This is a genomic window from Alkalicoccus luteus, assembly GCF_012034335.1.
In the GTDB taxonomy this organism is placed as follows: Bacteria; Bacillota; Bacilli; order Bacillales; family Salisediminibacteriaceae; genus Alkalicoccus; species Alkalicoccus luteus_A.
In genome coordinates this window covers 18,008-38,097 of record NZ_JAATHJ010000004.1, presented here as the reverse complement: position 1 = coordinate 38,097, position 20,090 = coordinate 18,008, and the positions used below count along the sequence as shown (strand labels likewise).

Sequence of the window (20,090 nt, the reverse complement as noted above, 5' to 3'; positions counted from 1 at the left end):
TTCACCGGTGAATTCTCGCAGGCGGCTTGCTACGGAAAAGACAAAAACGGATAACGTTAAAAGCCGGCCTGAACGTCATTCAGACCGGCTTTTATGAATCGGCTGTAATCAGCGGGTCGAGAACAGACTCTGACCGGCTCTTTCCAGGTCTACCTCTCGGACAGGCAGCTTTCGTCCGAGCCATTCATCTGCTATTGCAGCAAACGTTTCTGCCTCCCCAGACGTATAAAAACAGTGTTCAGGCTCTCTGTCACCGCTGTACTGCATATGCTGATGATAGAGGAGCGAGCTCACTTCCCTCGCCGTTTCGTCCCCGGATGAAATTACTTCCACACCGCTTCCGACAACCCGGCGGATAACCGGGGCGAGCAGCGGGTAGTGGGTGCATCCGAGAATGAGGCTGTCAATATCGTAAGCGAGCATCGGTTCAAGCGTGTGACGGACTGTCTCTTCAGCTGTTTCTCCGTCAAAGACACCCGACTCCACGAGCGGTACGAGCGGAGGGCAAGCTAAGCTGACCACGCGGACGCTGCTGTTAATATCAGTCAGCTCCTTATGGTAGGCACCGCTGTAAATCGTGCCTTCCGTTCCAATCACGCCGACGTGCTGAAGCTTCGTCGCTTTCAGCGCGGCAACCGCACCCGGATGAATCACGCCGATCACCGGTATGTCGAGCGCCTCTCTCGCTTCGTCCAGTACAACAGCTGTTGCCGTGTTGCAGGCGATGACAAGCATCTTCATCGATTTGGCACGAAGGTAATTGATCATTTCCCACGTATATTGGCGCACTTCCTCTTCCGGCCTTGGACCGTACGGGCACCGTTTCGTATCACCCATGTAAATAATTTGTTCTTTCGGCAGCTGCCGCATAATTTCGGAAGCGACCGTTAGTCCGCCTACTCCGGAATCAATTACGCCGATGGGCTGCTCCGTCTGCTGCTGATGCTTCACGCTGTATGCCTTCTTCCTTCGTTAAAATGATTTCCACGTTTCTGCGTCTTTTTTCATTTCCTCATACAGGTAATTCAAGCTTTGATCGAGAAAATCAACGTTCTCCTGCGAAAAGCCTTCCAGTACGTCCTGCAGGTAAACCTGCCGCTGCTGAATAACTTCCTGAATAATTGTTTTGCCTTTATCTAAAAGGTGAATGCGCACAACCCGGCGGTCATTCGTATCCTTTACGCGTTCCACAAGCTCGTTTTTCTCCATCCGGTCTATAAGATCCGTCGTCGTGCTGCAGGCAAGGTACATTTTCGTTGAAAGCTCACCGATCGTCATATCGCCAAATTCGTGCAGCCACTGCAGAGCAATAAACTGCGGAGGTGTAATCGGAAAATCGCTTAATATTTCCCGCCCCTTCTGCTTTACGATATCTGCAATCATCCTCAGTGATTTCTCAATCTTTGCTACCTGCTCCAATTCAACGGGTACCGCTTCCTGTTTGTTGGTCATGACCCTCTCCCTTTCTTTGACGCAGCCGCCATCTATATAGTACTCATTGTCCACACTTTGACTGGAAATATCAAGAGAGTCGAAAGAAAAAAATCGCCTTCGCCAAAAAAAGCAGCTGGTCTTCGTCTTTCTGTTTGGACGACAAATGAGCGGAGAAGTTGCACTTCCGGCATGAAAAAAATAATACAGCGCTCTTTCTCTGCGGCGATAACGGGATATCTAGCACCCGGCTCTGCTCTGCCGTGCTTCTTTTAAACAGAACGAGCCGGCGTTCCATTCAGGAACGCCGGCTCGGGTGTGCTCGTTTAACAAATTCATGAAATAGTTGCTACGCCATCGGGAAACGGGATTCCACGAGCTGCTGTACTTCGTCAGCTGTCGAAAGCTTCAATGCTTCAGCCGCAGTATCTGCCGCTTCCTGTTTCGTCATTTTTGAAAGCTGGCTGCGGGCAGGCAGTACAGATGTCGCGCTCATACTGAACTCATCGAGTCCGAGACCGAACAGCAGGGGCACTGCAATCGGATCTCCTGCCATTTCACCGCACATGCCAGTCCATTTTCCTTCTGCGTGAGACGCATCAATAACGGACTTAACAAGTCCAAGGATAGCCGGGTTATATGGCTGGTACAGATAGGAGACGCGCTCGTTCATGCGGTCTGCTGCCATCGTATACTGAATCAGATCGTTTGTGCCGATACTGAAAAAGTCTACTTCTTTGGCAAACTGAGGTGCCATGACGGCAGTCGATGGAATCTCTACCATAATGCCGACTTCAATATCGGACCCTGTCTCCACACCTTCTGCATGAAGCTTCTGCTGCTCCTCTTCAAGGAGCGCTTTCGCTTCACGGAACTCTTCGAGCGTCGCAATCATCGGGAACATGATTTTCAGATTTCCGAATGCACCTGCTCGTAGAAGCGCCCTCAGCTGTGTGCGGAACATGTCTTTCATTTCCAGGCAGAGGCGGATTGCGCGGAAGCCAAGAAACGGGTTCATCTCTTCCGGCAGATCCAGATACGGGAGCTCTTTGTCTCCGCCGATATCCAGCGTGCGTATCACGACCGGCTTGCCGTCAAGCGATTCCACAACCTGCTTGTAAGCGTCAAACTGCTCTTCTTCGGTCGGCAGTTCATTACGGCCCATGTACAAAAATTCAGTACGGTAGAGTCCGACGCCTTCAGCTCCATTGTTATGAACGCCTTCCAGATCATTTGGCGTGCCGATGTTGGCGACCAGCTCTACGTGCGTGCCGTCCTTTGAAACGGAAGGCTCGTTTTTCAGCTTCGCCCATTCGGCTTTTTGCTGTTCGAATGCTTCCTGCCGGCTGCGGTACTCCGCAAGCTCGTCATCGGAAGGATCAATGATAACCGTACCGTCGTTACCGTCAACGATGACATACTGATGCTGCTTTGTGTCATGCGTCACTGTTTTCGTGCCGACAACTGCCGGAATTTCCAGCGAGCGGGCCATAATGGCAGAGTGGGACGTGCGTCCGCCAATATTTGTCGCAAAGCCTTTCACAAATTCCTTGTTCAGCTGCGCTGTATCCGACGGAGTTAAATCGTCACCAACGACGATAACCTCTTCTTTAATTTCAGCAAGGGACACGATCGGCTTGCCGAGAAGGTGTGCCAGGACCCGCTTGGATACGTCGCGGATGTCCGCCGCACGCTCCTTCATGTATTCGTTATCCATGCTTTCAAAAATCATGATAAACTCATTTGCTTTTTCATCCAGCGCAAAGGACGCGTTTACTTCATCATCCTGCACCTTCTGTCTCACTGCATCAACAAACTCCGGGTCCTGCAGAACGAGCAGGTGTGCGGAGAAAATCTCAGCGTGCTCATCCCCCATCTCCCGGCGGGTTTTCTCTTTAATTTCTTCAAGTTCAGCGCGTGACTTCTCAAGCGCTGCGTCAAACGCCTGAATTTCTGCCTTTGCGTCCACACCACTCTTTTTCTCAACAGTCAGGTCCGGTTCTTCATAGCGGAATGCTTTCGCAATGGCAATCCCTGCTGAGGCTGCAATACCGGTAAGGGAGTTGCTCATTACTCGGAGAGCCCCTGCTTCATCACTTCGTCGAGGGAGCTGATTGCTTCCTCTTCATCCGGACCTTCTGCCTTGATGGTTACTTCCGCTCCCTGGCCGACACCAAGGGACATAACACCCATGATGGACTTCAGGTTAACAGACTTTCCTTTGTAGTCGAGCGTAATTTCAGATTCAAACTGTCCTGCTTTGTTGACGAGCTGCGTTGCCGGACGAGCGTGAATTCCTGTTTCTGCTGTGATTGTGTACGTTTTTTCTGCCATGTTCAAACACTCCTTCAAAAGTTTTAAACTCATAGTCTATTACCCGCTTATGGGAAAGCGTAATGCTCATATGCTACTAATCATACAAATGAACACGCATACGTGCAAGCAGAAGACGCAAAAAAGGCATGAGCAGCCCGCCGCTGTCCAAAAAAGACAGCGATTCAGCGGATTACTCATGCCTGATCGGATCAGTTACACGTAATACCTTTTCGCCTGATTCTATTGCGCTCATAAAGGTGAGCACAGTCTGGACAAGATCACGTTTAGACGCTTCCGTGCCAGATGCTTTCTCCATCATGCGGATGACGTTTCGGGAAATATCATAGCATACTGGATGGGATCGTTTCAACAGTAAATACATCTCCCGGTCTACTTTTTGTTCAGGATGCTGCGGCGGCAGATCGATCAGCTGGCGCAGATGCTGGACGAGCCGGCGGAATGCAGGCGATTCACGATTAAAGCCGGTACCGCTTTTTTCTTCCGCGTAATGGATGCATCGCGTGATGATGTCGGGGGCCGAACGTTCCACGTAGCCGAACGCACTTTGAATATGAAGCGTAATAAATCCGATCTCCGCTTCAGGCAGCAGCACCCCTGTTTCGATCTCTATATACCGGACGACCTCTTCCGCTATCACGTACGTTTCGTGATACAGCCACTTCGTTTCTGTCAGAAACGGATTCTGAATTTCCGTATCATCCCGGGTCCGCTGGAGCGCAAGAATGATGTGCTGCGTCAGTGCAAACAGCGTCCGGTCGTTAAGACGCTTTCCGATCCCCCGCTGAATGATTCCGATCGCATCGTGAATGACGAGCATCGTGTCTTCTGTTTCCCGGTCAAACAGTCGGTCGTACTGCTCGCGTTCCGATTCAGTCACAAGGGCATACGCCTTATCGTACGATGTTTCATTGAAGAGGTCACCTCGTTTTTTACCGAAGCCGATCCCTTTTCCAATGAAGATCGCTTCCCGGCCTTCCTCTGCCTGGCAGATGACAACGTTATTGTTCAGTGCCTTCAGCACCGTAAATTCCTGCTTCATACCGGACCCTCCTACCGTCTTGTACTATCATAACGAGTGCAGAGGACCTGTGCAAGCAGGTTATACTTCCATTTTCTCCAGCAGATGGCTTTCCCAGGCGGCAGGCTTCCCTGTTTGTTTATCCACTTGGACGATTCGACCACGTCCGGTCATGCACACCTCGTCTTTTTCGTTCAACACCATATAATGAATATCGACCGATGTCCGTCCAATTGCCGCGGCCTTTACACCAACCCGGAGCGTTTCACCGAACGTGATCTGCCGGATATAATCACACTGCAGGTCACCTGTTACGATCATGTACGGTCCGTTCACCCATTCATCCATCAACCCGCCATGCTGGAAAAAGCGGATCCTCGCCTGCTCAAAATAAATAAAAGCTACCGTATTATTCACGTGTCCAAACGCATCCGTTTCTGAAAAACGGACGCTGATTTCATCAAAAAACGTAAATTCCTCTGCCCACTGCTTCTCATCTTCTATGTACGCCGGTTTTCCCATCACACACTCCTCCTTTGAGCTTACGTTCAACTGATACGTCATAAATGAATGATCATTCATTTATCGGTGGTAAAGAAGGTGCAGAGCCGGAAATCCGGTTGCACCTTTTGTTATCACGCTGTGTTGTCAGATCCGAAAAAGTTCTTAAATGACTGCAGCGTCGTCGCGCGGTTTAGTGCAGCGATAGACGTTGTCAACGGAATTTCTTTCGGGCAGGCTTCCACGCAGTTTTGCGAGTTTCCGCAGTTTGCGAGTCCGCCGTCGCCGTCCATAATCGTCTGCAGACGCTCCGCCTTGTGCATGGCACCTGTCGGATGAGCGTTAAAGAGACGAACCTGAGACAGCGCTGCCGGTCCGATAAACTCGGACTTGTCGTTTACGTTCGGGCATGCCTGGAGGCAGACGCCGCACGACATGCACTTGGAAAGCTCGTACGCCCACTGGCGCTTCGCTTCCGGCATACGCGGTCCTGGCCCGAGATCGTACGTACCATCAATCGGCACCCATGCTTTTACACGCTTGAGCGAGTCAAACATACGGGAACGGTCTACTGTCAGGTCACGCATGACCGGGAACGTGCTCATTGGCTCCAGCCGAATCGGCTGTTCGAGCTTATCGATCAACGCCGTACAGGACTGCCGGGGCTTGCCGTTGATAACCATTGAACAGGCTCCGCAAACCTCTTCAAGACAGCTTGCATCCCATGCGACCGGAGTCGTGTCTTCGCCATCTGCGTTTACCGGGTTGCGGCGTATCTCCATCAGCGCAGAGATCACGTTCATGTTCGAACGGTAAGGAATCGAAAACTTCTCTTCGAACGGTTTACTGTCCGGGTCTTCCTGCCGGACGATGATCAGCTCAATTGTTTTTGAGGCTGTTTCTGTGCTCATACTTTTTCACCGGCTTTCTTCTTAGAAGTATAGTCGCGCTTACGCGGCTTAATCAGCGAGGTATCGACTTCTTCATATTCGAACTCCGGATCTTTCGTGTCCGGATTATACTTCGCTTTCGTTGTCTTGAGCCAGTCTTCGTCGTTACGTTCCGGGAATTCCGGCTTATAGTGGGCGCCGCGGCTTTCGTTACGGTTGTAAGCACCGATCGTGATTACGCGGGCCAGGTTCAGCATCGACTTCAGCTGACGGACAAACATGGCACTCTGGTTGGTCCATTTCGCCGTATCTGCAAGGTTGATGTTATCAAAGCGCTCCAGGAGTGCCTGAATTTTTTCATCTGTTTCCTTGAGCTTTTTATTCTCACGCACAACCGTGACGTTTTCCGTCATTAGCTGGCCGAGCTCCTGATGGATTTCAAACGCATTTTCCGAGCCGTTCATGTTCAGGATCTGATCGAAGAACGCTTTGTCTTCGTTCACCTGGTGCTCATAAACAGAATCAGGGAGGTCATCGGCAGACGTTTCCAGCTCGTCGATATATTTGGCAGCGTTCGGACCTGCCACCATACCGCCGTAGATGGATGACAGAAGAGAGTTTGCTCCGAGGCGGTTAGCGCCGTGAATCGAGTAATCTACTTCACCTGCAGCAAACAGGCCTGGGATATTTGTCATCTGGTCGTAGTCAACCCAGAGTCCGCCCATGGAATAGTGCACCGCCGGGAAGATCTTCATCGGTACTTTGCGAGGGTCATCGCCCATGAACTTCTCGTAAATTTCCATGATGCCGCCGAGCTTGATGTCAAGCTCTTTCGGATCTTTATGGGAAAGGTCCAGATATACCATGTTTTCACCGTTGATGCCGCGCTTCAAGTCCACGCAGACGTGGAAAATTTCACGCGTCGCAATATCTCGCGGAACAAGGTTTCCGTAAGCTGGATACTTTTCTTCAAGGAAGTACCAAGGCTTGCCGTCTTCGTCGTACGTCCAGACGCGTCCGCCTTCCCCGCGCGCAGACTCACTCATGAGACGGAGCTTGTCGTCACCAGGAATAGCTGTCGGATGAATCTGAATAAATTCACCGTTTGCATAGTAGACGCCCTGCTCGTAAACAGCCGCCGCCGCATAGCCGGTGTTGATCATCGAGTTCGTTGACTTGCCGAATACGATACCAGGTCCGCCGGTCGCCATAATAACCGCATCTGAGCGGAATGATTCAATGTCGGACGTGTTGAGGTTCTGCGCCGTAATTCCGCGGCAGGCTCCATCGTCATCCAGCACCGCATGAAGGAACTCCCATCCTTCATACTTCGTTACGAGCCCGTTTGCTTCGTGGCGCCGCACTTGCTCATCGAGAGCATAAAGCAGCTGCTGACCGGTCGTCGCACCAGCATAGGCAGTACGGTGATGCTGCGTCCCGCCGAAGCGGCGCAGGGAGAGAAGCCCTTCCGGCGTACGGTTAAACATAACGCCCATTCGGTCCAGCAGATGAATGATGCCTGGTGCAGCATCTGCCATCGCTTTAACCGGAGGCTGATTGGCAAGGAAGTCCCCGCCGTATACGGAATCATCGAAATGCTCCCACGTCGAGTCCCCTTCTCCCATTGTATTAAGAGCGCCGTTGATGCCGCCCTGTGCACACACGGAGTGGGAACGCTTTACAGGAACAATTGAAAATAATTTAACGTGCTTGCCTTTTTCGGCAGCTTTGATTGTTGCCATTAAACCGGCGAGGCCGCCGCCGACAACAATAATATCGCCTTTACTCATAGTTGGTCACTCCTTCTTTTATGCTATACCCCTACGAATGCCAGGATGGATCGGATTCCAACAAATGTGAGAGCAAGGAATACACCGGCTGTCACATACGTCGAAATCTGCTGGGATCTCGGTGTTACCGTAATCCCCCAGGTTACTGCGAATGACCACAGACCGTTCGCGAAATGGAACGTTGTCGCTGTGATACCGATAATGTATGCGATAAGTGCGATTGGGTTGGCTACAATCTCTTCCATCATCTGAAAGTTTACTTCTGCGCCGAATGCAGCTGCGATCCGTGTCTCCCAGACGTGCCAGGTGACAAATATGAGAACAAGAACACCTGAGATCCGCTGCAGGCGGAACATCCAGTTGCGGAAATAGCTGAACCGGGAAGTGTTGTTACGGGCTTGAAATGCGATGTAAAGTCCGTAGACAGCGTGGAAGATCAGTGGAAGAAAAATAATAAAGATTTCGAGTGCGTAGCGAAATGGCAGCGACTCCATGAACGCTGCTGCCTGGTTGTATTCCTGCTCTCCGCGGACAGCAAACCAGTTGACTGTCAGATGAACGACCAGGAAGGCCCCGATGGCCACCACTCCAAGCAGAGAATGAAGTCTGCGGTACAAAAACTCACGGTTAGATGACATCTGTCTTTCCCCCTAAAACGATGATTTCGAACGATGAAGTCGGATAAGTCCATTGTCCTCCTTTAGCTCGTGATGTCTTGCCGCCCCAAGGTGTCAGAAGGTTTTTGACAATTTTCATTTTACTCCCGGCTCGCGCCATAGTCAAGAAAGCGGATTCACAGAAGCTTTTAGAGAAAAACGTTTTTCCGTATTCAGCCGTTCCGTATGTAACGTATAAAATTGTACCACAATTTCGACACGGTTTAAGGGTTTTCTCAAAATATATCCAAATCGAGCTGAACGTCCCTGAACGGACGTTGATTTTGTCGAATCATGCAGAGATCAGGCGTATACGCGAAAAATAAGACCGGAAGGAGGCGAGCTCCTTCCGGTACTGTGCAGCGATGCACACGCTGCTTTTTTGCAATACCTTTTTATCCGATAATAATACGCTCGGTAGGATGTTTATACGTCGTTTTCTTTTCCTGCGCCCGGATCGAGAAGAGAAAGGCTACGAGTCCGACCCGCCCCACTAGCATGAGAATCATCAGCACGACCTGACTCGGAAATGACAGGTCCGGTGTGATGCCCATCGACAGTCCGGAGGTCCCGAAGGCGGAGCTTGCTTCAAATAAAATCGCCATCAGTACAAATTCTCCGGTTCCTTCGAAGGCGGCGATCATCATGATCGCACCGAACAGTCCGACTGCAAACACCGAAAGGACGATAAAGGCCTTCTGTTTATCCTCCGCGTGAATTTCGCGTCCGAATACTTTCACGTCATCACGTCCGAGGGCGAAGCTGCGAATTGTCAGAAACATGACGGCAAGCGTCGTCGTCCGGATCCCTCCCCCCACGCTGGAGGGGCTCGCGCCGATGATCATAAGACCGGACATCAGAAGCAGGCTCGCAAGCGTCAGTTCATTCATGTCCATCGTGGACAGACCGCCGCTTCTCGCTGTGGCAGAGTTAAACAGCGAGAAAAACAGCTGGGAGTGCCACGGCATTCCGTCATAAAAAGCGTTCCGCTCGAAGATCCACAGCATTGCTACACCGATCCCAAAAACAATGAAATACGTTGACGTGGCAATTTTCGTGAAAAGACTGAAGCGGAAGTTTGGATTTTTCGGCGAGAAATACTCGCGCAGCTCCAGCAGCACCGGAAACCCGATCGCACCGGCAAAAATAAGCAGCATGTGGACGAGCTGAACGAAATAATCATCGACGAACGGTACAAGCGACTGCCCCGTTATGTCAAAGCCTGCGTTTGTAAAGGCTGTCATCGCAGAAAAAGCACCCTGATAGTACGCTTCAAATGTCGTATCAAAGTAGTTTAAATAGTACGTACCAAGTATAGTAGCCCCGATCAGCTGAATGACGAGGGCTGCCAGCAGTATGCCCCTCATGAGCCGCACGAGTCCGGAAAACGAAATCTGGTTTTGGTCAACCATAATCAGCATCCGCTGCGACAGCGGAATTTTACGGCCCAGCACCATCCATACGAACGTTCCGAGCGTCATGACACCGATTCCGCCAAGCTGAATACCGAGCGCCAGAAAGAGAATACCTGCCCAGCTGTAGGTTTCTGACACGTTTACGACCGTTAAGCCCGTAACACTGACGGCGCTCACAGCGGTAAACAGTGCTTCATCATATGTAATGGAGATGCCATCCTGAGTGGAGAATGGCAGAAACAGCAGCAGGCTGATGACAAACATCGCTGCCACATAAGAGATTACAATAACGCGAAAAGGCGTGAGAAATTTCGTCATGCCCAGCTTCATACAAAACACCCGGCTTTCCAGTCAAATCATATCGCGCCTTAGTATATCACGTTCTCCCATAATCTTCTATGCTGTTTTACAGCACCTGTTCCATGCTCCCGTACCTTCCCTTTTCGAAATGTGATAGACTGAAAGCATACTTAATCAGCAGAGAAGGAATGAGATACATGTCTGAAGAACAGCAGCAAGCAGAAACAGCAGCGGGCTATGATGTCATGCGGCACGAGCTCCTTCCGATTATTCTCGGTGAAGATGAAGAAGTCATATTATACTGGGCCGGGAAAAGCCTTGCCCGCGAGAAAAAAACGACGGATGAAGAAGCGCTTGTCCGATGGTTTCGTACGGCGCAGTGGGGAAACCTCCGCCTCATTAAAGAAAAGCGTGCTGAGCGTATTTACGAAGTGACGACCAGCAGCTACGAGCCAAAGCGGCCGTATTCACTGGAGACCGGTTTTCTTGCTCAAATAACCGAGCTGGAAAAAGGACTTCTTGCTGAAGCCAACTATGAAATTAAAAAGAAAAAGCCGGTGACGTTTCATGTCACGGTGAAATGGGATAAAAAGGATCCTACCGCTCCCGGCAGCGATGACTGATTTCACTCCACCCTCTCTATACTAATCATGGAGAGGTTTTTTTATTGCTCCTTTTTAGTTTACAGGGTAAACTACTTACATATTGCTGACTGGAGGTACAACGATGAATGAAACAAAACTGCACCAGCTTATAGAAGAATATGCCAACGTATACTTATTTGCGACGACCCGGCTCGACCGTGAGCTTGTCAATCAGGCGATGCCTCTCTCTCTGGAGCAGTTCGGTATCCTGCGTGTCCTTCATGAGAAAGGACCGATGACCGCCAAGCAGGTCGCTGCAGAAACAGATGTACATAAAAGTGCCGTCACCGCAAAGGTAGCACGTCTGGAGGAGCGGAATTTTGTGACGCGGACCGTCCAGAGCAGCGATCGCCGCAGCGTTTTGATTGCCCTTACCCCTGTCGGTGAAGAAGCGCTGTCAGAAGGGATGAAGACCATTATCGCCTTTACCGCGCCTTATTTTTCCAAGCTCGATGAACACGAATTGGAAGTCTTCCTGCGCGTTTACAGCAAATTAAACCGCATGCTCAAGGAGGAACTGTCATGAAGCGACTTTTTTATGTACTGCCGCTCATCTGGGCTGTGGTCGCGGTCTGGCTTACAGTTGTCAGTCCGGATCTGGACCAGCTTGTACGCGAAAGAGGCCAGTTTGATATTCCGGATACGTATCCGACCGCTGTTACGGCAGACATCCTGGAACGCAATGAAGCAGCTGCCGGAGAGGAAATACTTGTCGTTTACTTCGATGAAGACGGGATAACAACGGAGCAGGAAGAGGAAGTAGAGCAGATTTTCGCATCGCTTCCTGACGAGCTGAACGGCTTCGCCATTGAAGACACGGCGACTCCTTTTGACGGGGAAGGGGGTGATGCGCTGCGCAGCGATGACAACACGACGATGATGACGGTGCTGACCATTGATATGACGCTGAATGATGTCCCGGCCGTTCGCAGTCATATTGAAGAAGCCGTTGAAGCGGACGGCATCCGGACGCTCGTCAGCGGCTCGCCTATCATCGAGGATGATGTCATTATCAGCTCGGAAGAAGGGCTGCAGACGACTGAAATCATCACGGTCATTTTCGTCATCAGTATCCTGCTGCTCGTGTTTCGTTCGATTGTCGCTCCATTTGTGCCGCTGCTGACAGTAGGCGCGACGTATATTATGACCGTTCCCATTGTCTCCTTCCTGATTGAAGGCGTCGATTTCCCTGTTTCAAACTTCACTCAGATCTTTATCGTCGCCATCCTGTTCGGGATTGGGACGGATTACTGCATTTTGCTCATGAACCGTTTCAAAGAGGAGCTTGCCGTTTCACCGGACCGGACAGCTGCGGTTATCCGCACGTACCGGGCAGTCGGACCGACTGTGTTCGCCAGCGCCCTTACCGGCTTTATCGGCTTCGCCGCGATCGGCCTGGCTGATTTTGATCTCTATCAGTCGGCCTCCGGTGTAGCTGTCGGAATCGTGCTGCTCGTGATTGCGCTCGGTGTCTGGGTACCAGCTGCGATGCTGCTGCTCGGTGAAAAGCTCTTCTGGCCGAGCAAACGGGCGCTGGATGCGACTGACAGTAAAATCTGGAAAGGGCTCGGCGTCTTTTCTATTGCCCGCCCTGGCTGGACATCCTTGCTGCTGCTTGTGCTGCTCGTTCCCGCTTTCCTCTTTTACGATCAGCGCCTGTCGTTTGAATCTCTTGATGAAATCAGCAGCGACTACGAATCGGTTGAGGCTGTTGAACTTGTAGGAGAACGTTTCGGCACCGGTTTTGCCTTCCCTGCTCAAATCGTGCTTGAGTCTGAGGAAGCATGGGATCAGTCCGACCGGATACCAATTATCGAATACGTGTCGCTGCAGGCTGCTCAGCTCGAGGGAGTCGAAGAAGTACGCAGCTTTTCGAGACCTGACGGCGAGCGGATTGAGGATTTCCGGATCCCTGAGCTCGCAGGTGAATTGCGCGACGGCGTGGAAGAAATAGATGACGGCCTGACGGAAATTGAAGACGGACTCCGTGAACTCGAGGAGGATCTTGCAGATACGCCGGACGAAGACACCTCTGAGCTGACCGATGCCGCCGTGGAATTAGAGGACGGGATCCGGGCTCAGGCAGATGGCGCCGGGGAGGCAGCTGAAGCTGCTTCCGACCTGGCGGAGGCTCAGCAGGAAATTGCCGGAGAGCTTTCCTCTGTGCAGACCGGACTGGAAGAAGCCGCCGCGAATCCGGCACTTGATGATCAAACGGCTGGGTTACTGGCGGAAAGTGCTGGCGGATTAGCTGAACTTTCCGCAGCTCTCTCTGAAACAGCTGAGGGTACAAATTCGCTCGCAGACGGTCAGGAAGAGCTGCAGCAGAGTCTGGAGCAGACAGCTGACGGGCAGGCTGAGCTTGCGGAAGGTCAGGCGGAGTTAATTGAAGCGCTCGATGAAGCCACTGAAGCATTTGATGAAATCGGCGAGGCTGCTGGTGACCTTGCCGAAGGTGTAGAGGACATCCGGGAAGGACTGGAAGAGGTGCACGACCTGCTGGATGAAATAGCCTCTCAGCCTGCTCATCCGCTGGAAGGCTTTTACGTCCCGGAGGAAACGTGGAATGAAGACGGTACAGATGACTTGATCGATGCATTTTTGTCACCGAACCGTCAGGCCGCCGTGCTGGAAATCGTGCTCGCAGTCGATCCTTACAGCACCGAAGCGATGGCGATTACGGATGAGATAAATGAGCAGACTGCGGCTGCACTGAGCCACTGGGACGATGTCACTTTTTCCATCGGCGGGCTGCCTGCCGTAAACGCCGACTTATCTGACATCTCCGATCAGGACTTTGACAGAACAGCTTTAATCATGCTGAGCGGTATATTTATCGTGCTGATTATCATGCTCCGCTCGTTTATCATGCCGGTTTACATTCTCGCATCACTGATCGGAACATATATTATTTCCATGGCCGTGACAGAATTTATTTTCATTACCATTCTCGGATATCCGGGCATCAGCTGGGCCGTGCCATTTTTCGGCTTCGTTATGCTCATGGCGCTCGGCGTTGACTATTCCATCTTCCTGATGGGACGATTTACGGAAAACATGCGCACGATGGACGTTCGGGAATCACTCGTAAACGCTATGACAAAGATCGGTACAGTCATTCTCTCCGCGGCCGTCATACTCGCAGGAACGTTCGGTGCCATGATGCCTTCAGGTGTCCTTTCGCTCGTGCAAATCGGCACGCTCGTGCTGACCGGCCTGCTGCTCTATGCATTCGTCATGCTGCCGCTGTTCATTCCGCTCATGGTGCGTTTATTCGGTGAAAGCAACTGGCTTCCCTTCAAGCCGCCGGAAAAGAAGTAACGGACTAGTCGGTGCAGACAAAGAAAGCCTCATAGCTGCTCGATATTAGACGGCATGAGGGAAACGAGAGCGAACATCGCAGCACGGGCACCTTATCCCCCCTGCGCATTTCATACCAAAACGAAAACCTCCGTCTGCTGAAAGACGGAGGTTTTGTTTATGCCTGCTTGGCAAGTTCGATTTTTTCCTGTTCCTTTTCGTCGAGTCCGAAATACGTGTGCAGCGCTTCCGAAGCCCGGATCATGTCCTTTTCCGGTACGACAGCCGAAACAGCGATTTCAGACGTGCTTACCATTTTAATCGCGACTTCTTCTTCAGCCAGAACTTTGAACATGTCTGCAGCGACACCCGGATTAGAGATCATGCCCGAGCCGACGATCGACACCTTTGACTGAGAGCTTTCATGACGGACTTCGCTGTAGCACAGTGTTTCCTTCGCTCCGTGAATCAGATCCAGCGTTTTTCCGAGGTTCCCGGAGTCAATCGAGAACGATACGTTTACTCCGTGATCCGCCGTCATCTGCTGGATGATTATATCGACGTTAATGCCTTCCTCTGCAAGAAGCTTGAACAGGTTGGACATGGTGTCGTAATGATTTGGCAGACGTTCGACGGTGACCTTCGTGATGTTTTTATCAAACGCGAGGCCCCGTACTGTTAAATTCTGCTCCATAGTTGCTTCCTCCTCCACAATCGTTCCTTCTACATTTTCCATGCTGGAGCGGACGACCAGCTTTACATTATAGTTTTTTGCGAATTCCACTGCCCGGGGATGCAGCACCCCTGCACCGAGATGGGCGAGCTCCAGCATTTCATCGTATGAGATGCTGCCGAGCTGCCGCGCTTTCTTTACGTAGCGGGGATCGGACGTATACACACCAGTCACGTCCGTAAAGATCGAGCATGATTCTGCTTTCAGCGCAGCCGCAAGTGCCACGGCAGTTGTATCGGATCCGCCGCGTCCAAGCGTTGTAATGTTTCCATCTTCGCTGACACCCTGGAAGCCGGCGACGAGAACTGCCTTGCCGTCATTGAGGTGTCCTTCCAGCGTTGACGTGTTGATATCGGTAATTCGTGCATCCTGATGAACTTCTTCCGTTACGATGCCTGCCTGCCAGCCTGTCAGGGAGACAGCGTCCACGCCGAGTTCCTTCAGCGCCATAACCACCAGCGAAATTGTTACCTGCTCACCGGTCGTCAGAAGCATGTCCATTTCACGTGGGTCCGGATTGTCTGTAATCTCATCCGCAAGCTCCACCAGTTTATCGGTTGATTTCCCCATCGCAGATACGACAGTGACCACGTTGTGTCCCTCATCCATACCTTGCTTGATCCGTTTTGCAACTCGCTTAATTTTGTCGGTATCTCCGACGGAAGTACCACCGAACTTCTGAACGATCGTAGCCAATAGTTTACGCCTCCTTCAAATTTTAAAGCCGTAAAGCTTCGATTATTAAATACCTGCTTTACACCAAAAGAAAACCTGAATTTGCGCCTTTGCTCAGGTATTTCTCACACCTTTAAAAGCGTAACAAAGGGCAGATTTATTGACAAATCGTTTTAAGCTCTATTTAGCGGTATCTTCCTGTAAACGGTCTCTTAAGGAGCGGGCAACTGGCTGAGGGATGCCTACTCTCTCGATTTCTTCCACTGACGCCTCTTTCAGCCGTTTGAGTGAGCCGAATTCCTTTAACAGCATACGTTTTCGTTTTTCTCCAATTCCTTCAATATCATCCAGAACAGAGGTAAACATCGATTTTTTCCGGACGTTACGGTGAAAGCTGATTGCAAACCGGTGTACTTCATCCTGAATCCGCTGCAGAAGATAGAACTCTTCACTCGTGCGTGAAAGCTCGATAGCAACCGGCGGATCTCCCATCATCAGCTGTGACGTACGGTGCCGGTCATCCTTTGCCAGACCGCAGACAGGGATGGCCAGCCCGAGCTCGTGCTCCACGACTTCCTGAGCGGCACTGATCTGGCCCTTTCCTCCATCAATGACGATCAGATCCGGAAGCGGTTCTTCATCCTTCAGAAGACGACTGTAACGTCTTCTGACCACTTCACGCATCGATTCATAGTCATCGGGCCCCTGAACAGAGCGAACCTTGTATTTACGGTAGTTCTTCTTGTCGGGCCTGCCGTCCAGAAACGAGACCATCGCCGAGACGGGGTCAACGCCCATAATGTTGGAATTATCGAATGCTTCTATCCGGTGCGGTGTGTCGATGTGCATCGCCTGCCCCAGCTTCTCAACGGCGACTACGGTCTGCTTCTCATCCCGTTCAATCAGCTGGAACTTTTCACGTAAAGCCATTTTTGCGTTTTTTACAGCCAGCTCGACGAGTTCTTTCTTCTGTCCACGCTTCGGCTGCACCGCTTTTATCTGCAGAAACTCTTCGACAACCTGAGCGTCCGGCTCCTGAGGAATGAACAGCTCCTTTGGCGGCTTGTGATGCTCCTCGAGATAAAACTGACCAAGAAACGTATAAAAATCGTCCACAGGGTCCTGATAAACCGGAAACATCGAAACATCCCGTTCAATCAGCTTTCCTTGACGGACGAAAAAGACCTGGACGCACATCCAGCCGTTATCAACGTAGTATCCGAAAACGTCCCGGTTTGTCTGCTCGGTCAACGTCATCTTCTGTTTTTCCATAACAGCTTCAATATGCTTGATCTGATCGCGAAATTCCTTCGCCCGTTCAAAATCCATTTCTTCAGAGGCAGCATACATTTTCGCTTCGATGTTCTGCTTGATTTCCTGATGACCCCCGTTCAGAAAACGGGTAATTTCCTTAATCATCTGCTGATTCTGATCCTGCGTCACGGTGAATTCGCACGGTGCCAGACACTGGCCGATATGGTAGTACAGGCAGACCCGATCCGGCATCGTCCGGCATTTTCGCAGCGGATAAAGACGGTCGAGCAGCTTTTTCGTCTGGTTCGCTGCAGACGCGTTCGGATACGGTCCGAAATACTTGGCCCCGTCCTTCTTCACCTTGCGTGTCGTAATGAGACGAGGGTGCTCTTCCTTCGTGATCTTCAGAAACGGATAGGATTTATCGTCCTTCAGTAATATATTGTAGCGGGGCTCATGCTTCTTTATTAAATTTTGTTCAAGCACGAGCGCTTCCAGATCAGAGGAGGTGACAATGTATTCAAAGTCACGGATTTCACTGACGAGCCGCTGTGTTTTCTTATCGTGGGAACCGGTGAAATACGACCGGACCCGGTTCCGGAGCACCTTTGCTTTTCCGACGTAAATAATGCCGCCCTGTTTATTTTTCATTAAATAGCAGCCGGGCTGATCCGGAAGCAGCTGCAGCTTTTCTTTAAGCGGATCCATCGTCATCCTCCTCTCCTGCGCAGAGATTTTTGGAAAGAAAAAGGCTGCCGTCTCGGAAGACGGACAGCCGTATGATTCTTATCCATGCTTACTTATGCTTGTTCAGTGTGTTTACGAGCTCTTCCTTTGGCTTAAAGCCGACTACCTGGTCCACTACTTCGCCGTCTTTCATGACGAGAAGCGTCGGGATGCTCATCACACCGTACTTGCTTGCTGTTTCCTGGTTCTCGTCTACATCGAGCTTGACGATTTTCACTTCGTCACCCATGTCGCCGTCAAGATCTTCCAGAACAGGCGCGATCATCTTACAAGGTCCGCACCAAGGTGCCCAAAAGTCTGCGAGAACGAGACCTTCACTTGTTTCCTGACCGAAGTTTGCATCTGTAACGTTTGTAATTGCCATTTCAAAACTCCTCCTTCATATATCAGCCTGAGCTGTTAAATCCAGTATAACGGATACTCCCCGGGGTTGAAAAACAGTCTGCTCACAGATGTCCCGGTTCGCTGTCATCAATAGTAGCGTACCATATTTTCAAATGCAAAAAAACTGCTTGTTCTATGTGGACTGATTCGACATAGATTTTCAGAGAATGCGAAAGCCCGCATCAGAAAGTGCCGATGCGGGCCGGTCATATAATCAGCCTGAGACGACTGCTTTTTTAAATTCTTCGGTGAGTTTCGGCACGATGTCGAACAAGTCTCCGACGATGCCGTAGTCAGCGATAGAGAAAATATCAGCTTCCGGATCCTTATTGATCGCGACAATAATTTTGGAGTTGGACATACCAGCTACGTGCTGAATAGCACCGCTTAGACCGACTGCAATATACAGATCCGGTGTAACAACTTTCCCTGTCTGTCCGATCTGCAGCGCGTAGTCACAGTATTCTGCGTCACATGCTCCACGGGACGCACCAACTGCGCCATTCAGCACCTCAGCAAGTTCGTCGAGTATTTTGAAATTCTCCTCATTTTTCATTCCGCGGCCGCCGGCTACAATGACCGAGGCTTCTGAAAGATCCACGCCGGATGTCGTATTTTTCACGACTTCTTTAATAACCGTGTCCAGATCCTTAATCTCTGCCTGAACTGCTTCAGCGGAACCGTTAAGGGAGCTGTCCTGCTCAGGAGCCGGAATATTGTTCGGGCGTATCGTGACAAACGTGAGACCGTCTTCGATTTCTACCTTCTCAAACGCTTTACCGGAGTAGATAGGCCGGATAAACGTCGCTCCGCCCTCGATTGCAACGACATCGGATACGAGACCGGAGCCGAGACGGCTTGCAAGCTTCGGTGTAATATCACGGCCGATAGACGTGTGTCCCATCACGATGCCGTCCGGATTTTCCTGCTCAATCACGGTCAAAAGTGCCTGCGTCCATCCTTCAGGCGTATAGTTTTCCAGTTTCTCGTCGTCTACTGTAAGCACGCGGTCCACGCCATACTGGTAAAACGTATCTGCTGCGTCAGTAACTCCGCTTCCCAGTACAACTCCTACCGTTTCTGCACTTTCATCGATCATTTTTGCTGCTCCGACTGCTTCAAACGATACGTTACGGAACGCGCCGTCCTTTACTTCACCAATCACGAGAAATTTTGCCATTACCAGTCACCCTTTCCTGTCCGTTTTTTTTCGTTTATATAACTTTCGCTTCGTTTTTCAGAAGAGATACGAGTTCAGAAACCTGCTGGTCCACGTCACCTTCGAGAATCCGGCCAGCCTGCTTTTCAGGCGGGAGATAGCGGTCCACCGTCTTCGTCTTCGGCTCTGCATCCTCTTCATCAAGGTCCAGATCATCAAGGTCGAGTGTTTCAAGCGGCTTCTTTTTCGCCTTCATAATACCCGGCAGCGACGGATAGCGCGGCTCATTCAGCCCTTGCTGAGCAGTCACGAGAACCGGAAGCGGTACTTCCACGATCATCTGGTCCCCTTCCACGTCCTTTTCGATAACGGCACGCCCGTCACTGATATCAATCTTTACAATCGATGTCACGTGATTGATGCCGAGCTGGTCGGCAAGCCGCGGTCCGACCTGGCCGGAACCGCCGTCTACCGCTACGTTCCCGCCGAGAATCACGTCTGCTTCCTGATCTTTAAAGTATGCCGTGAGAAGCGCTTGTGTCGTGAACGTGTCTCCGTCTTCGATATCTTCATCTTCGATTAATACCGCTTTATCTGCTCCCATCGCAAGTGCGGTGCGAAGCTGTTTTTCTGCCTCTTCTTCCCCAACGGTTACAACCGTGACCTCTCCGCCGTGCTCATCCCGAAGCTGGATCGCCTCTTCAACAGCGTACTCATCGTACGGGTTAATAATAAATTCAGCACCGTCTTCCACAATCTTGCCGTTTTCGATCTGAATCTTCTCTTCCGTGTCAAACGTGCGCTTTAGAACTACAAAAATATTCATGGTTTTCCCTCCTGTTTATACTGCGCTGCA

The 20,090-nt window shown here is 51.0% G+C and carries 18 protein-coding genes; 3 read left to right on the top strand and 15 right to left on the bottom strand.

Annotated elements, in window-relative coordinates; translation table 11 throughout:
• Window positions 1-108: 108 nt before the first annotated feature.
• From racE to HCN83_RS03870, 10 genes are all read right to left on the bottom strand, one after another.
• Window positions 109-951, bottom strand: a complete 843-nt coding sequence (racE, locus tag HCN83_RS03915) for a glutamate racemase (RefSeq protein ID WP_168005016.1) — start codon at window positions 949-951, stop codon at window positions 109-111.
• A 21-nt stretch (window positions 952-972) separates the two neighbouring features.
• Entirely contained in the window at window positions 973-1,452 is a 480-nt protein-coding gene (locus tag HCN83_RS03910; protein ID WP_168005015.1) for a MarR family winged helix-turn-helix transcriptional regulator, read from the bottom strand.
• Window positions 1,453-1,780: 328 nt separating this feature from the next.
• Window positions 1,781-3,502 carry a phosphoenolpyruvate--protein phosphotransferase gene (gene ptsP, locus HCN83_RS03905; RefSeq protein WP_168005014.1) on the bottom strand — a complete coding sequence of 574 codons (1,722 nt, stop codon included), beginning with the start codon at window positions 3,500-3,502 and terminating at the stop codon, window positions 1,781-1,783.
• The gene (locus HCN83_RS03900; protein WP_168005013.1) at window positions 3,502-3,765 is read right to left on the bottom strand and encodes a phosphocarrier protein HPr; all 264 of its coding nucleotides are present in this window, start codon (window positions 3,763-3,765) and stop codon (window positions 3,502-3,504) included. Before HCN83_RS03900 ends, ptsP begins: the two co-directional genes overlap by 1 nt.
• 172 nt (window positions 3,766-3,937) lie before the next feature.
• On the bottom strand, window positions 3,938-4,807 hold the full coding sequence (locus HCN83_RS03895) for a PRD domain-containing protein (RefSeq protein WP_168005012.1): 870 nt from the start codon (window positions 4,805-4,807) through the stop codon (window positions 3,938-3,940).
• 60 nt (window positions 4,808-4,867) lie between these two features.
• Window positions 4,868-5,308 carry an acyl-CoA thioesterase gene (locus HCN83_RS03890; protein WP_168005011.1) on the bottom strand — a complete coding sequence of 147 codons (441 nt, stop codon included), beginning with the start codon at window positions 5,306-5,308 and terminating at the stop codon, window positions 4,868-4,870.
• Between the two features lie 113 nt (window positions 5,309-5,421).
• On the bottom strand, window positions 5,422-6,198 hold the full coding sequence (gene sdhB, locus HCN83_RS03885) for a succinate dehydrogenase iron-sulfur subunit (protein WP_168005010.1): 777 nt from the start codon (window positions 6,196-6,198) through the stop codon (window positions 5,422-5,424).
• On the bottom strand, window positions 6,195-7,967 hold the full coding sequence (gene sdhA / locus HCN83_RS03880; protein WP_168005009.1) for a succinate dehydrogenase flavoprotein subunit: 1,773 nt from the start codon (window positions 7,965-7,967) through the stop codon (window positions 6,195-6,197). Before sdhA ends, sdhB begins: the two co-directional genes overlap by 4 nt.
• A gap of 23 nt (window positions 7,968-7,990) precedes the next feature.
• Complete coding sequence (locus tag HCN83_RS03875; protein WP_168005008.1) at window positions 7,991-8,605, bottom strand: succinate dehydrogenase cytochrome b558 subunit; 615 nt, start codon at window positions 8,603-8,605, stop codon at window positions 7,991-7,993.
• A gap of 413 nt (window positions 8,606-9,018) precedes the next feature.
• A complete protein-coding gene (locus HCN83_RS03870) occupies window positions 9,019-10,368 on the bottom strand; it encodes a TrkH family potassium uptake protein (RefSeq protein ID WP_168005007.1) in 1,350 nt (449 codons plus the stop codon).
• Window positions 10,369-10,535: 167 nt separating this feature from the next.
• Here HCN83_RS03870 and HCN83_RS03865 point away from each other — a divergent pair, with 167 nt between their 5' ends.
• The 3 genes from HCN83_RS03865 (at window position 10,536) to HCN83_RS03855 (ending at window position 14,303) form a co-directional block, all read left to right on the top strand.
• Window positions 10,536-10,961 carry a DUF2507 domain-containing protein gene (locus HCN83_RS03865; protein WP_168005006.1) on the top strand — a complete coding sequence of 142 codons (426 nt, stop codon included), beginning with the start codon at window positions 10,536-10,538 and terminating at the stop codon, window positions 10,959-10,961.
• Window positions 10,962-11,064: 103 nt separating this feature from the next.
• Window positions 11,065-11,508: a MarR family winged helix-turn-helix transcriptional regulator gene (locus HCN83_RS03860; protein ID WP_168005005.1), complete on the top strand. Its 444-nt coding sequence runs from the start codon at window positions 11,065-11,067 to the stop codon at window positions 11,506-11,508.
• Window positions 11,505-14,303, top strand: coding sequence for an MMPL family transporter (locus HCN83_RS03855; RefSeq protein WP_168005004.1), 2,799 nt, complete (start codon window positions 11,505-11,507; stop codon window positions 14,301-14,303). The genes HCN83_RS03860 and HCN83_RS03855 overlap by 4 nt, the downstream gene beginning before the upstream one ends.
• Window positions 14,304-14,460: 157 nt before the next feature.
• On the opposite strand, the gene HCN83_RS03850 is transcribed toward HCN83_RS03855, so the two are convergent.
• From HCN83_RS03850 to HCN83_RS03830, 5 genes are all read right to left on the bottom strand, one after another.
• Window positions 14,461-15,711 carry an aspartate kinase gene (locus HCN83_RS03850; protein WP_168005003.1) on the bottom strand — a complete coding sequence of 417 codons (1,251 nt, stop codon included), beginning with the start codon at window positions 15,709-15,711 and terminating at the stop codon, window positions 14,461-14,463.
• A gap of 159 nt (window positions 15,712-15,870) precedes the next feature.
• Window positions 15,871-17,652, bottom strand: a complete 1,782-nt coding sequence (uvrC, locus tag HCN83_RS03845; RefSeq protein WP_168005002.1) for an excinuclease ABC subunit UvrC — start codon at window positions 17,650-17,652, stop codon at window positions 15,871-15,873.
• 88 nt (window positions 17,653-17,740) lie between these two features.
• Window positions 17,741-18,055 carry a thioredoxin gene (gene trxA / locus HCN83_RS03840; protein ID WP_168005001.1) on the bottom strand — a complete coding sequence of 105 codons (315 nt, stop codon included), beginning with the start codon at window positions 18,053-18,055 and terminating at the stop codon, window positions 17,741-17,743.
• Between the two features lie 234 nt (window positions 18,056-18,289).
• Window positions 18,290-19,255, bottom strand: a complete 966-nt coding sequence (locus HCN83_RS03835) for an electron transfer flavoprotein subunit alpha/FixB family protein (protein ID WP_168005000.1) — start codon at window positions 19,253-19,255, stop codon at window positions 18,290-18,292.
• 34 nt (window positions 19,256-19,289) lie between these two features.
• Window positions 19,290-20,060 (bottom strand): electron transfer flavoprotein subunit beta/FixA family protein, encoded by a 771-nt coding sequence (locus tag HCN83_RS03830; protein WP_168004999.1) that lies wholly within the window; start codon window positions 20,058-20,060, stop codon window positions 19,290-19,292.
• Window positions 20,061-20,090 lie beyond the last annotated feature (30 nt).

Coding starts and splice junctions, on each gene's coding strand:
- HCN83_RS03895 (WP_168005012.1), bottom strand. CDS start 4,807: ATGAAGCAGGAATTTACGGTGCTGAAGGCACTGAACAATAACGTTGTC.
- trxA (WP_168005001.1), bottom strand. CDS start 18,055: ATGGCAATTACAAACGTTACAGATGCAAACTTCGGTCAGGAAACAAGT.
- HCN83_RS03890 (WP_168005011.1), bottom strand. CDS start 5,308: ATGGGAAAACCGGCGTACATAGAAGATGAGAAGCAGTGGGCAGAGGAA.
- HCN83_RS03835 (WP_168005000.1), bottom strand. CDS start 19,255: ATGGCAAAATTTCTCGTGATTGGTGAAGTAAAGGACGGCGCGTTCCGT.
- uvrC (WP_168005002.1), bottom strand. CDS start 17,652: ATGGATCCGCTTAAAGAAAAGCTGCAGCTGCTTCCGGATCAGCCCGGC.
- HCN83_RS03875 (WP_168005008.1), bottom strand. CDS start 8,605: ATGTCATCTAACCGTGAGTTTTTGTACCGCAGACTTCATTCTCTGCTT.
- HCN83_RS03830 (WP_168004999.1), bottom strand. CDS start 20,060: ATGAATATTTTTGTAGTTCTAAAGCGCACGTTTGACACGGAAGAGAAG.
- sdhA (WP_168005009.1), bottom strand. CDS start 7,967: ATGAGTAAAGGCGATATTATTGTTGTCGGCGGCGGCCTCGCCGGTTTA.
- HCN83_RS03855 (WP_168005004.1), top strand. CDS start 11,505: ATGAAGCGACTTTTTTATGTACTGCCGCTCATCTGGGCTGTGGTCGCG.
- sdhB (WP_168005010.1), bottom strand. CDS start 6,198: ATGAGCACAGAAACAGCCTCAAAAACAATTGAGCTGATCATCGTCCGG.
- ptsP (WP_168005014.1), bottom strand. CDS start 3,502: ATGAGCAACTCCCTTACCGGTATTGCAGCCTCAGCAGGGATTGCCATT.
- HCN83_RS03860 (WP_168005005.1), top strand. CDS start 11,065: ATGAATGAAACAAAACTGCACCAGCTTATAGAAGAATATGCCAACGTA.
- HCN83_RS03865 (WP_168005006.1), top strand. CDS start 10,536: ATGTCTGAAGAACAGCAGCAAGCAGAAACAGCAGCGGGCTATGATGTC.
- HCN83_RS03870 (WP_168005007.1), bottom strand. CDS start 10,368: ATGAAGCTGGGCATGACGAAATTTCTCACGCCTTTTCGCGTTATTGTA.
- HCN83_RS03910 (WP_168005015.1), bottom strand. CDS start 1,452: ATGACCAACAAACAGGAAGCGGTACCCGTTGAATTGGAGCAGGTAGCA.
- HCN83_RS03900 (WP_168005013.1), bottom strand. CDS start 3,765: ATGGCAGAAAAAACGTACACAATCACAGCAGAAACAGGAATTCACGCT.